A 12,897-nucleotide genomic window follows, 5' to 3' on the forward strand; every position below is an offset into this window, starting at 1 on the left:
GAATCATGGGCGAATAAACATGCATATACGTGCACTAAGGGGGATGATCATGCAGCTCGCCATATTCGCTAAAACCTTCTCACGTCCATCTGTTGATGAAGTACTGGATGCGGTGAAGAGTTATGGCATTCATATTGTACAATTCAATCTGGCATGCGCTGGAATGCCCTCCATGCCTGATCGGTTGCAGCCCGACCTTGCGCTTTCCATTGGCCGAAAATTGAAAGATAGAAATATCTCAATGGCCGCGATTTCCGGAACCTTCAACATGGCTCATCCGGAAGAAGGCCATCGAACGGAGGGATTAAAACGTCTTAGGGTGTTGGCATCGGCGTGTCGGGTTGTCGGAACTTCCATCATTACGCTTTGCACGGGGACGCGGAACACCGAGAACATGTGGCTTTATCATCAGGATAACCGTTCGAATCACGCTTGGAGAGATATGGCAGGCACCATGGCCGAGGCGCTGAAAATCGCCGAGGAATTCGATATCACGCTTGCTCTGGAACCGGAACGCTCCAATATCGTGAGCGATGCCCCGAAGGCGAACACCCTGCTGCGAGAGATGCAATCCAAGCATCTCAGAATCGTGATGGACGCCGCCAATTTATTTGACCCGGAAAATAGCAAACCGATGAATCGCGTGCTGGAAGAGGCATTTCTGCTTTTGGGGGAACAGATCGTCATTGCGCATGCCAAGGACGTCGGCGGAGTTTCGGACACCGAGTTCGTCGCGGCCGGTAAGGGCCTTCTCGACTACGATCATTATCTGGATCTTCTTAAGGCCTGCCATTTTCATGGGCCGATGATCTTACACGGATTGCAGGAAAATCAGGTGGAGGAAAGCGTCAGGTTTCTGAAACGGAAGATGGAATTTCGTGGCAATGGCGGTGAGGAAATTGCCTTATTTGAACCATGACGGTATTGCTTTTCACTATTTCGATCAAGGAGAAGGGCTCCCGTTCGTTTTTCTCCACGGATTGGGAGGCAGTCTGAAACAAACGGCAGAACTTTTACCGCGTTCATCCGGAATCCGATTCCTCTCCATCGATTTCAGAGGTCACGGGGATACACCACTTGGCGTCAAGCGTAAAATCCGTTTTCGTGTTTTTGCCCGCGACGTAATCGCGCTTATGGACCATCTGAACATCGGGAAAGCCGTAATTGGCGGAATCTCAATGGGCTCCGCTGTAGCCCTGAATATTGCGAGAAGGTTTCCCGAACGCGTGAGCGGTCTGATTATTTCCCGGCCCGCATGGCTTGACGGATCCATGCCGACTGAAAATCGCCAAATGTACTTATATGTCGCCAAGCTGCTTGCTGAATGCGGTGCGAAATGGGGAAAGGAGGTCTTCGAGCAATCGGGAGTTTACCAACAGTTAGCGGCAGCTTATCCGGCTGCCGCCCGATCGATCCTTGGCTGCTTTGAACATGAATTCGCCAAAAATACCTTCGTCAAGTATCTCTATTTGCCGGCGGATATCCCAAATCCTTCGCCGGAAACTTGGTCTTCGCAGACTCGCGTCCCTACTTTGATCCTGGCTAACCGCCAAGATCCGGTTCACGCTTATGCGTATGGTGAATATTATTCAAATTACCTTCCGCATGCCGAATTGAAGGAGATCACTTCCAAAAGCGTTAGCGAGGAACGGTACAAATCGGATACCCAGAAACATGTGGAAGTTTTCCTCTACCGTCAATTGCAGGATTTCTCTTCTCGGTTGAACCAAATGAATCCGAATAAGGAATCGAAGGAGGATTAGCATCATGAAAGCAGCCATATTCCACGGTCCCGGGAAAATGACCATAGAAACAAGAGATATTCCGCTCTGTCCAGAGGGTGGCGCACTGGTAAAATTATTCGGGAGCACGATATGCGGATCGGATGCCAAAATCTATCGCAACGGGCATCCCAAGATCGTTCCTCCCCAAATAATCGGCCACGAAAGCTGCGGGCAAATCGTAGAGATCAAGGCCGGAGACAGCCCGCTCAAGGTTGGCGACCGGGTAACTATCCAAACTTCTATTCCTTGCGGAAGCTGCGGAATGTGCAAAAGGGGCATATATAATCTATGCGAAAATATCACGGCGATCAGTTGGGAGCATCCCGGCACTTTCGCCCAGTATATCGCCATCCCCGCCAAAGCGGTGGAGCTGGGTAACGTCGTTAAAGTACCGGATCATCTCACCCATGAAGAAGTCTGTCTAGCCGAGCCATTGGCTTGCGTTATTAACAGCCAGAATTTCCTCAACATCGAACCCGGCCAAACCGTTCTCGTGATCGGAGCGGGACCCACGGGTATTCTCCAGGCTGAGCTTGCCCGGCTAAAAGGCGCGCAGGTGATCGTCGCCCAACGGTCGGAACGGCGCCTTCAACTCGCCCGTCAATTCGGCTACCGCGGATATATCGATACGCAAAACGGGGATCTGGTCGAGGAGACGATGAAATTAACCCATAACCGAGGCGTCGATGTATGCATCGTAACCGCTCCGGTGCAATCCGTCCAAGAACAGGCATTGCACACATTGGCATACAGAGGGAAAATAAGCTTGTTCGGCAGTCTCGGCGTCGGAAAATCGGACCTGAAGCTTGACAACCGTTTGATTCACTATAAAGAACTGAGCGTATTCGGATGCGCTTCATCCACCGCACACCAGATCGAACAAGCATTGAACGTATTGGCAACCGGAGGCATTCGAACCTCCGGGATTATTACGCATACGCTTCCCTTAGATAATCTCGTTGATGGAATTAATATGTCGATTAATGGCGAAGGACTGAAAATTTATATTCGAAACTGGTAGGTGAGTCGGCAAAATGAATGCGCTTGTCATTGGTGGCGGAAAGATCGGGCGGGGTTTTATCGGTCAGGTTTTATACGAAGCGGGATATCAATTGACTTTCGTTGACGTTTCGGAACCATTGATCCGTCAAATCAACGACTTCAAACAGTACACTGTTGTTGTTCTTGGCGCCAGTCAAAAGGAGATTTTAATCGAGAGGATCCGGGGACACTTGCCGCATGATCCGGCAAGCATTCAGGCTTTCTCGCAAGCGGATATCGTCACTACGGCGGTAGGTCCGGCAGTCTTGCCGAAGACGGCGGACTTCATAGCTCAGGGGATCAAACGAAGATATGCCGAACGGATAACGAAACCGGTCTCCATCATCGCTTGCGAGAACATGGCGTTTGGAAGCTCGGTATTATTCCAGGAGGTAAAGAAAAAGCTATCCGAAAATGAACTCGAGTTTTGCGACCGATATATCGGATTTCCCGATGCAGAAGTGTCCAGGATGGTATTGCCGATTTCCGAAGACGCAGATAATCCGCTAGGGGTTAAAGTCGAACAATACATGGAGTGGATTGTGGATCGGGAGAAGGTCAAAGGGGATTTGAGCAAAATCCGGGAGATCAAACTCACCAACCGGCCGGAAGCCTACATCAAGCGGAAAATGTACACATTGTCCGGACACGCCATGTTGGCTTACTTAGGCTTCGAGAAGGGATACCGCTATGTATTCGAAGCGGCATACGATGAAGAAATTTTTCAAACCGTATTCATGGCGCTTACCGAATGCGGCGAAGCGTGGTGCGCGGAATACGGCATGTCGCGGGAGGAATATGCTCTCTATGTCGCAACGATGCTGCGAAGATTTTCGGATCCGCGGCTAGAAGACCCGATTTCGAGGGTGGCCCAAGAGCCGCTTCGAAAATTGGGCGCGAACGAGAGGTTCATTGGACCGGCTTGTAACTGTCTCGAACATAATATAGAACCTGTATTTATTATAAAAGGGATATTGTCAGCCCTTTTCTACCGTAATCCGGCAGATCAACAGTCCATCATGCTGCAACGCATGCTTGAAGAGGACGGTATAGAGGAGGTGCTGCAAAAGACATGCGGGCTGGATCGATCGGCTCGGCTTTATCAGCTCGTGCTGAAGGCCTTTCGTGCAGATAACCGAATTAAGCCTGCAGCACGGTGATGCCGAGTTGGTTGTAAGGTGCGAGAATTTCTTCGGAAATGTCCTTTTCCGTAACCAAATAGGTAAGCGAATGGGTAGGGGCAACGATAAAGGATGAAGAGGTTCCCAATTTGTCGGAAGTCGCCAGGGCGACCACTTCGGAGGAAATGGAGATCATTTGTCTTTTGACGTAGGTTTCTTCGATATAGGGGACACTGATCCCAATTTCGGGATGAAGCGAATAGATTCCGAGAAAACAAACGTCCGCGCGAATGCGGTTCAGCGTCTCTACGGCCGCGGTGCCAATATTAACCAATGAATCCTTGTACAGTTGTCCACCAATTAGAATCACCTCTACCTTTGGATGCCCGGCAAGGGCGATCGCTACGGGTGGGCTGTTCGTAACCACCGTCGCCATAAGGCTTTTGGGAAGTCGCTCGGCCAGCTTTAGCGTCGTGGTGCCGCCGTCCATCAGGATGACTTGTCCGTTCCGAACGAGAGCCGCCGCTTGATTCGCCAAACGTTCCTTGGTTTCTACCGCAAGATTTTGTCTATCCACGTAATGGACGGCAGGCGGCGATTTAGGCAGCGCGCCTCCATGAACGCGATGGATCATGCCCACAGCATCCATTTCACGTAAATCTCTGCGGATGGTATCCTCGGATACGTGTAAGGTTTGGCTAAGTTCGGTAGCTACTAATTTACCCTGTTGGTTCAGTAAATTCAAGATTAACTGCTGCCGTTCTTCCTTCAGCATTCCGTCATGTCCCCTTGTTTGTTCTTTTTATTGACCGATTATGCCTGTTATATTACTCCCAATTATAAGCCTGGGAATGATAGCGGTCAATTTTCAACGTCATGATGACTGATTTTGATTCCCATCCTTCCTTGAAAGCAGGTAGTACTATGAGCATATGGGCAACCTTACCCCAAAATCGCGTGATATCGGAGCTGTCCTTGTGGTCTGCAGATTTGTCTCGATTGGCTGACGAAATCGCGCGGACGGATGCATACGCGGACTTCTACCATCTTGACGTATCAGATGGGCATTTCTCGCCGCAGCTTCTGTTTTTTCCGGATCTGGTGGCGCAAATCCGGCCCCACACCCGCAAGCTATTTCACGTCCATCTCATGGCCGGCAATTCGATCCTCTTGGAGCAAATCGAACAATTCGTCCGTGCCGGAGCGGACATCTTGACGCTATGGCTCGAAAATGGCAAGATCGTGCCTGATGCACTGCATGCCCTTCATAAAGCGAACGTTGCGGCGGGACTGTCGATCGGGCTGGATACAGAACCGGAAGAGTTGGTCGCTTACTTTCCCGACATCCAGCTCATTACCCTGATGGGGACGCGGATCGGCGTGAAGGGACAAGATCTGGATGAAAACGCGTACACCCGTATCCGGAAATTGCGTACTTTGATCCGCGACCATGGTTATCAGAATCGAATCAAGATCGCGGCAGATGGCGGTATTCGCTCTCACACGGTGCCGGATCTGCGTCTGGCAGGCGCGGATACGGTCGTGATGGGTTCATTGGCGTTCGGGAGTCCCGATTTGGGTCGAACGTTCGCTTGGTTACATTCATTGCCCGGACCCGATCAATAAAATACGCCGAATACAGGAAGGGCTGCATTCAAAGAGATCTTTGAAAACAGCCCTTTCATTATTTACGGCAAATACGTTCGCAATGCCTTAAAACTGCCGGACAGTGAATATTCGCCCAAGTTGGCAGGGAGAAGGAAGCAATCCCCAAGCTTGACGGATTTGGAGCCGCTGCCCCATCGCAATGTTCCTTCCCCTTCCAAAATCATGATCACCGTAAAGCTTTCGGGAGCGGTCGTCAGATGCCACTCCTTTTCAACAATGCCTTTCTCAACGACGAAATAGGGGGATTTGGTTAACGGCAGCCATTCGTTGATCATATTGTTTTCCACGCTCGCCTGCATGGCACCCGAATCGCCGTAAGTGATCACGTTCAAGGAATCCTCGATATGAAGCTCCCTTCGGTTTCCATCCAGGCCGAGTCGGTCAAAATCGTACAAACGGTAGGTCGTATCCGAGTTCTGTTGAATTTCCGCTGCAACGGTTCCGGCGAATATCGCATGTACGGTACCGGCGGGGAAATAGAAGGAGTCGCCTGGAAATACGGGTACTCTTCTTAAGCAATCCATGATGCGGTTTTCTTCAATTGCTTTCTTTAATGCCGCGCTGTCCACGGCGGGGTGCAAGCCGAATACGATTGACGCGCCCGGTTGGGCCTCCAGGATATACCACATTTCTGTTTTTCCCAGTTCGCCTTCGGGCAATCCTTTGTAATCGTCGCTAGGATGCACTTGCACGGATACGTCATCCCGGCAGTCCAGCAATTTGATCAAAAGCGGGAATCGCCCGTTTTTTTGCGACAATCCCTTATTTCCGAACCAGTCTTTACCGAAACTTTCCCGCAGCCGATCGAGTCCCCAACCGGCGAGGGGGCCGTCAGCGACAATTGTCGTTCCGTTCGGGTGGTCGGCAATCAACCAGACTTCTCCGATGTTTCCTTCCGGCAGTTCCATTCCGAATCGTTCCAGCTTGCGTCCTCCCCAAATTCTTTCTTTGGCGACAGTTTTGAAACGTAGGGGATAAGGTTTCATAGGGGTCACAACCTTCCTGAACGCAATTGGTATTGCGTGTTTTAGAAGATTGTATAATAAACGTGCATGAAATTCAATTAATTATGCATGTTTTATCGTTGACAGTGCTTTATTTTGCGTTATAATTATCATTATTGCACGTTTCTTTAAAAGGATGATTGATATGGGGAATGGCGGGGAGGGTAAACGATGAGTGGCTCGTCCACGAAACTGAAGATTGGCGTGCTTGGATGCGGCTTGATCTCGCAGGCAGCGCATTTGGAAGCTGTGGTTCGGGCATCCAATGCGGATTTGTACGCCATATGCGATGTGGCTGAAGACCTGCTCGAAAGAATGAACGCCGTCCATCGGCCTCAAGTTGCCTACAGCGACTATGATCAGATGCTTGCGGATCCGCAAGTGGAAGCGGTCATTATCGGCATCGCGGACAAATTCCATGTCCCGATGGCCCTGAAAGCCGTGCGTGCGGGAAAGCATGTCCTGGTTGAAAAACCACTCGGAGTAACGATCGAAGAATGTGAAGAACTCGCGGAAGAAGTTCGTCGGCATGACAGGATCTTGCAGGTTGGAAACATGAAGCGGTTCGATCCGGGGATCGCTTATGCGAAAAAGTTCATTAACGGAGAATTGGGCGAGATGTTGGCTCTTAAGGCATGGTATTGCGATTCCACGAGTCGGTATACGGTCTGCGAAAATGTGATGCCGGTCGCGGTCATGAGCGATCATGCCAGAAAACCGGAAGGAAATCCGAAGCAGGACAAGCAGCGTTATTATATGATGACTCACGGAAGCCATCTTGTGGATACCGCCAGGTTCTTGGGCGGCGAGATTGTCAGCGTTCAGGCGTGGCACACGCAGAAATTCGGAGCGTACTGCTGGTTAAGCACCATCGAATACGAGAGCGGGGCCATAGGCCAATTGGACTTGACGGTTGCGGTCCGGATGGATTGGCATGAAGGGTTCCAGGTTTACGGCGAATACGGCAGCGTGCTTGCCAAGACTTATAATCCTTGGCTTCTGAAATCCAGCGACGTAGAAGTGTTCTCAATCAAGGACGGGTTGTACCGTCGCCCTTTGGGTGAAGACGCACATTTCTTCAGGCTTCAGGTCGAAAGCTTTGCGGCAACGATTCTCGAAGGCGTGCCGATGCGCGGCGCGACCCTATTCGACGGCATCCGTAACATGCGGACCATGGTCGCCATCGCGCGATCCGTGGAAACGGGACAAAAAGTAAAGCTGTCGGAAGTTTCGGGCGGCGTGTGAGTTATTTTTGGGAAATGAAAGACTACTATAATGAAATCTGAAAATACCGGCTTTGGGGGGACATAAGGGCGTGGATGACGTATTGGCTGTCGGAACAGCACTCGTGGATATTCTGGTTGGCCAAGTAAACCAAATTCCCGATCCCGGAGATTTGAAGCTGGTCACGCAATTCGGCGTAGCAACCGGCGGGGTGGCTTCTACGTTTGCCCGCGATTGTGCCAGATTGGGATTGGCCACAGGATTGGTGGCAAGCGTCGGGAATGATCCGTTAGGCGAGTTGTTGATCAGGGAACTGAAGTCGGATGGCGTTCGCCTTAGGCAGATTCGACATGACGAACGGCTCGCTACTGGGGGCAGCGTCGTATTGATCAATTCCAATGGGGAAAGGAGCTTTCTTCACCTGCCGGGAGCCTCCATTCAGATCGCCTCGCCGGAACTTGTCGATGTAACGAAATGCAGGCACCTCCATTTGGGGGGGACGCCCTTGTTGCCGGAATACGACGGTCCGCGAGGGGAGGCGCTCTTTAGAAGAGCGCGTCTGCATGGGGTAACGACAAGCTTCGACACCATTATGAATGAGTCCGGGTGGGAGCAAACGCGCAGACTTTTGCCGTTCACGGATATTGCCATGCCAAGCTACGAAGAAGCGTTCTTATTGACGGGGTACAGGGACCCTGCGGACCAGGCCCATTTTTTGCTCCAGGCCGGTGCGAGAATCGCGGTGGTGAAGTTGGGAAGCGAGGGGGCATGGATTGCGGACGCGGACCGCGCCTTCATGGCCATTCCGTCCGAAGAGATAAAAGCGATCGATACTACGGGGGCAGGCGAAGCGTTTTGTGCAGGGTTTGTTTACGGGTTGCTGTTTGATTGGAATTTAGAGAAAACGGCAGCTTTCGCGACCGCATGCGGTTCGCTGGCAACGCAGGCGGTGGGAGGGCCGACGGCCATCGAGTCCTTGGAGAAAGTGCTGAAATGGCTTGATCGGTATCCGGTTACCCTTCGCCAGATTTAACTAACTAATCTCATTCCAATGAAGGAGGAAAACGAAAATGGGTGTTAATGTGCAAGAGATGCAGCAAAAGGTGGATCAATTTCTGTCGGAGAGAGGGATCGTACTGACCCCCCATGAAATGGGTAAAATCGAAATCGCCGAGTTGGGGTTAGATGAATATGAAACCACTGGCCTCGCTCTCCTTACCTATGTCAACAACGACCGTTACTGCGCCAAAGAGTTGGTTTTGCTGCCGAAGCAAACGTGTCCCGAGCACAAGCACCCGCCGTTAAGCCCATCCAATCCGGGCAAAATGGAAACCTTCCGCTGCAGATGGGGAGAAGTGTTTTTGTACGTGGAGGGCGATCCTGCGCATCAGCCCAAAGCTGTCGTTCCAGAAAGCAGCAAGCCCTATTACACGGTTTTTCATGAGATCGTGCTTCGTCCCGGCGATCAATACGATATTCCGCCCAACACTTTTCATTGGTTCCAGGCGGGAGACCAGGGGGCCATTATTACCGAGTTTTCCAGCGCGTGCAACGACGAAACAGACGTGTTTATCGATCCCCGAATTATCCGAATTCCGAAGTGACCGCGGATGGCATCTTCACCATTGACCGTCAGAGGCAGGATCGTACCTTGGCCTCTGATTTTTTGTTTGATGCGTTTTTTGATCGCTACTGTAATGCCGCATGTGACAAGCTTCTAGGTGCGATCGCGGAATGGGCGCCGATCGGAACGCGTCTAAGATGGCCTTACGCCTCGATTCCGCAATACGAAGCGACCGGCTACGGCCAATCGCGAAGGAAATACTCCCCGGATTATTCCCATGTGGATCGATACATCGTAGCTCCGGGACTTGGGGACGACGCAGGCCTGTTTGGCGCCATGGCATTAGGCTTGAAAGCGTTGAAAGCTTGAGTGTAACCGGAATCCGGACGCGGCGATGGATATTTCGAGAGCCTACAGCACGCGCCTGCGAGATAGCAAAATTATAATGTAAACAAAATTATATAAATGTTGACGGTTATGAAAACGGCTCTCATAATGAAGTTACTAACGGCGCTATGGATTTTCTAGATTAACCCAGTCAAAGTAAAGGAGTTGATATGGACAAATGACCAAGAACGGAAGTCAGGTGCTGGACGCCGCCTGGTTGATTGCTCGCGACGTCGAAAATCGGGGCAGGGATGAAGCGTGGTTCGCGGAAGCGAAGCGGGATATCGCCGAACAGGCGGAGGTTCCGGCCATTCTGCAAATGACGTTTTCTGATTATCATGGGGTTGTCTGGTATTGGAATGATTTCGTTCCCGAGGTGGATCATGGCCCGGGATTGCGTTACCGGCTTGCGTTTGAATTCATCGACTACTATTCCGAAATATGGCTGAACGGATGCCGGCTCGGAAGCCACGAAGGCGGAGAACTGCCTTTCGATTTCGACGTGACCGATATGTTGAAGCCGGACGGGCAGAACCTGCTGGCAGTCCGCTTGCTCAATCCGACCGCCGATCCGATCGACGGAATCGCGCTGAAGGAGACTCCGCATCGCAACAAAGTGCCAAGAGGCATTTTCCCTGGAAACGGTTTTAATTACGGTGGCATTATCGCGCCGGTTGTTTTGTTTGCCGAGCCGGCGGTGCGCATCAAGAATATTTTTGTAAGACCCGACGTTAAAACGGGAGAAATCAAGATAGAGGCGACGGTTCACAATGCCGCCGCCGCGGGCGCAGCCGGCAAACTGACCGTGCGTGTCGGGCCGAAACAAACGGGAATGATCCAGGCTGAAGAAGAGCGGCAAGCGGTGTTTGCGGCAGGCGACAGCGAACATGCGATTAACGTGACGATCCAAAACCCTCAGTTATGGAGCCTGGAGACCCCCAGCCTTTATCGCGTCGATGTCATTCTGGAAACGCTGGGCGAATCGGCATTGCGGCACGAACGAATCGTCCAGTGCGGATTCCGCGACTTCCGCGTCGAACGCGGCTATTTCCAGCTGAACGGTAAGCGAATCTTTGTGCGTTCCACCCATACCGGGAATCATTATGCGGCCGGTGCGGTCGTTCCCGTAGATCCCAATTGGCTGCGGCAGGACCTGATCTATGCGAAAGCGCTAGGATTCAATATGGTGCGGTTCATCTCCGGCGTCGCATTTCAGGAACAGCTGGATTTCTGCGACGAGATCGGTCTGCTTGTCTATGAGGAATGCATGGCTGCCTGGTGTTTGGGAGAATCACCGCGGATGGAAGCGTTATTCGACGATTCGACGCTCGGCATGATCAGACGGGACAGGAATCATCCGAGCGTCGTCATCTGGGGGCTGCTGAATGAAACCGGCGACGGCCGTCTATATCGGCATGCTGCTTCGCTGCTTCCCAAGGTAAGGGCCGTTGACGATACTCGGCTTGTGCTGCTCAGCAGCGGCCGCTGGGATCGCCAGCTCGATACCGGATCGCTCAGCAATCCCGGCACAACCGAATGGCAGTACGAGTGGGGGTTCGAAGCGCCCGACATGGAGCCGATGGAGGAATTGCCCTCGCATCCCTGGAGCAGAGGATATCCGGTCGGCTTGTTCGAGCGAATGGGAGACATTCACATTTACCCGGTCGAGCCGCGCACGGAAAATATCGATCGGCTGATCCGAACGATCGGCGCCGATTCCAAGCCTGTCTTCCTGTCCGAATTCGGCATTGGCAGCATCCTTAATGTCATCCGGATCGTCCGCCATTTCGAGCGGATGGGCGCGAATCCGGATTGGGAAGATCTGGCGCTGTTCCGCTCGATCGCCGAGCGGCTGGAGGCCGATTGGGAACGGTACGGCATGGACGGCGTCTATCCGTTTCCAGAAGATATGCTGATCGACAGTGAACGGCTGCATTCCGTACAACGATCGCATGCTTTCGATCTCGTTCGGTCGAACGCCCGATATTGCGGCTACAATTTGACGGGAATGTTGGATCACGGGTACACCGCGGAAGGATTGTGGACGTTGTTCCGCGAATGGAAGCCCGGCATCGCCGAAACGCTGCAAAACGGTTGGGCCCCGCTTCGTTGGTGCCTCTTCGTTAGGCCGAAGCATGCTTACGCGGGGCGGGCGTTCACCGTTGAAGCGGTGCTGGCCAACGAAGACGCGCTGCCGCCGGGGGAATACCCGGTTTGCCTGCGCATTACCGGACCGAGAGGGAAAGTATGGGAACACCGCTTGTCCGTGCGCATTCCGGAGCCGGATGAGCACGGCGACGGACCGCTTGCGGTTCCCGTCTTTGAAGGTCAAGTCACGCTGCGGGAAGAAACCGGAACTTACCTGTTCACCGCATATATGGAGCAAGGCGGCGCTCCTGCCGGCGGCCGGCTTTCTTTCCATCTGACCGAACCCGCGGATGCTTCGCATGGAAGCAGTGTACGCATAGCGACGCTTGGACTTGATGCAGCCGCTGAACAATGGCTGACGGACCGAAATGCGGAATGGTACGCCTATGACCGCAGCGGTCCGAACGATTGCCGCGTGATCCTGGCGGGCGACTTGTCCGAGTCCGGAATGACGGACTCAGATTGGCAGACGCTGTACGGTTATGCTGATCAAGGCGCGACGATCGTGTTCCTGTCGCCGGCCGCCTTCCGCCTTGGCGAGGACAGCATGGGCCGGTTTCCATTCGCCAACAAAGGTCGCAGTTATGTATTCAACGACTGGCTGTATCACAAGGAATGCGTGGCGAAGCGCCACCCCTGGTTCGCAGGGCTGCAGCAACAGGGCGTCATAGATTGGGACTATTACGGACAGGTCATCCCGCGAATTGTCTTTGAAGGGCAGGATACGCCGGATGAAGTGATGGCGGCCTACTTTGCTACCGGTTACCCGGTCGATGGCGGATATGCAGGCGGCATTCTGCTTGGCGCCTACCGTTATGGGGCCGGACGGATCGTCGTCAATACGTTCCGGATTCTCGAGAACTTGGATCGCCATCCGGCGGCCGACCGTCTGTTGATGAACATGATCGGCGACAAACATCGAGAAACGAGCCGCAATCGTCAAGGTGGGTGTTAAC

At 52.6% G+C, this 12,897-nt stretch carries 12 protein-coding genes; 10 read left to right on the forward strand and 2 right to left on the reverse strand.

Annotation, left to right across the window (positions count from 1 at the left end):
* The first annotated feature begins 49 nt into the window (after nt 1-49).
* Genes H7C19_RS08850 through H7C19_RS08865 form a run of 4 tightly spaced genes read left to right on the forward strand, consistent with a single transcriptional unit; the run spans nt 50 to nt 3,985 of the window.
* Nucleotides 50-919: a sugar phosphate isomerase/epimerase family protein gene (locus H7C19_RS08850; protein WP_185142276.1), complete on the forward strand. Its 870-nt coding sequence runs from the start codon at nt 50-52 to the stop codon at nt 917-919.
* The gene (locus tag H7C19_RS08855; RefSeq protein WP_246469398.1) at nt 885-1,763 is read left to right on the forward strand and encodes an alpha/beta fold hydrolase; all 879 of its coding nucleotides are present in this window, start codon (nt 885-887) and stop codon (nt 1,761-1,763) included. Before H7C19_RS08850 ends, H7C19_RS08855 begins: the two co-directional genes overlap by 35 nt.
* Nucleotides 1,764-1,767: 4 nt before the next feature.
* Nucleotides 1,768-2,805, forward strand: coding sequence for a zinc-binding dehydrogenase (locus H7C19_RS08860; RefSeq protein WP_185142278.1), 1,038 nt, complete (start codon nt 1,768-1,770; stop codon nt 2,803-2,805).
* Between the two features lie 13 nt (nt 2,806-2,818).
* A complete protein-coding gene (locus tag H7C19_RS08865) occupies nt 2,819-3,985 on the forward strand; it encodes a mannitol-1-phosphate 5-dehydrogenase (RefSeq protein ID WP_185142279.1) in 1,167 nt (388 codons plus the stop codon).
* On the opposite strand, the gene H7C19_RS08870 is transcribed toward H7C19_RS08865, so the two are convergent.
* On the reverse strand, nt 3,966-4,721 hold the full coding sequence (locus tag H7C19_RS08870) for a DeoR/GlpR family DNA-binding transcription regulator (RefSeq protein WP_185142280.1): 756 nt from the start codon (nt 4,719-4,721) through the stop codon (nt 3,966-3,968). The two genes, H7C19_RS08865 and H7C19_RS08870, sit on opposite strands and share 20 nt — an antisense overlap.
* A gap of 149 nt (nt 4,722-4,870) precedes the next feature.
* On the opposite strand from H7C19_RS08870, the gene H7C19_RS08875 reads away from it, so the two are divergent.
* Complete coding sequence (locus H7C19_RS08875; protein ID WP_185142281.1) at nt 4,871-5,572, forward strand: ribulose-phosphate 3-epimerase; 702 nt, start codon at nt 4,871-4,873, stop codon at nt 5,570-5,572.
* Nucleotides 5,573-5,634: 62 nt separating this feature from the next.
* Here the strand turns inward: H7C19_RS08875 and H7C19_RS08880 are convergent, their stop codons facing one another.
* A complete protein-coding gene (locus H7C19_RS08880; protein ID WP_185142282.1) occupies nt 5,635-6,600 on the reverse strand; it encodes a type I phosphomannose isomerase catalytic subunit in 966 nt (321 codons plus the stop codon).
* Between the two features lie 189 nt (nt 6,601-6,789).
* Here H7C19_RS08880 and H7C19_RS08885 point away from each other — a divergent pair, with 189 nt between their 5' ends.
* The 5 genes from H7C19_RS08885 (at nt 6,790) to H7C19_RS08900 (ending at nt 12,896) form a co-directional block, all read left to right on the forward strand.
* Nucleotides 6,790-7,863, forward strand: a complete 1,074-nt coding sequence (locus H7C19_RS08885) for a Gfo/Idh/MocA family protein (protein WP_185142283.1) — start codon at nt 6,790-6,792, stop codon at nt 7,861-7,863.
* 70 nt (nt 7,864-7,933) lie between these two features.
* Complete coding sequence (locus H7C19_RS08890; RefSeq protein WP_185142284.1) at nt 7,934-8,875, forward strand: carbohydrate kinase family protein; 942 nt, start codon at nt 7,934-7,936, stop codon at nt 8,873-8,875.
* 37 nt (nt 8,876-8,912) lie between these two features.
* Nucleotides 8,913-9,446 carry a D-lyxose/D-mannose family sugar isomerase gene (locus H7C19_RS08895; RefSeq protein ID WP_185142285.1) on the forward strand — a complete coding sequence of 178 codons (534 nt, stop codon included), beginning with the start codon at nt 8,913-8,915 and terminating at the stop codon, nt 9,444-9,446.
* On the forward strand, nt 9,443-9,775 hold the full coding sequence (locus tag H7C19_RS34220; RefSeq protein ID WP_221469121.1) for a hypothetical protein: 333 nt from the start codon (nt 9,443-9,445) through the stop codon (nt 9,773-9,775). Before H7C19_RS08895 ends, H7C19_RS34220 begins: the two co-directional genes overlap by 4 nt.
* A gap of 196 nt (nt 9,776-9,971) precedes the next feature.
* Nucleotides 9,972-12,896 carry a glycoside hydrolase family 2 protein gene (locus tag H7C19_RS08900; protein WP_185142286.1) on the forward strand — a complete coding sequence of 975 codons (2,925 nt, stop codon included), beginning with the start codon at nt 9,972-9,974 and terminating at the stop codon, nt 12,894-12,896.
* The last annotated feature ends 1 nt before the right edge of the window (nt 12,897 follow it).

Origin of the sequence: Cohnella nanjingensis (assembly GCF_014212125.1) — a bacterium.
Lineage (GTDB): Bacteria > Bacillota > Bacilli > Paenibacillales > Paenibacillaceae > Cohnella > Cohnella nanjingensis.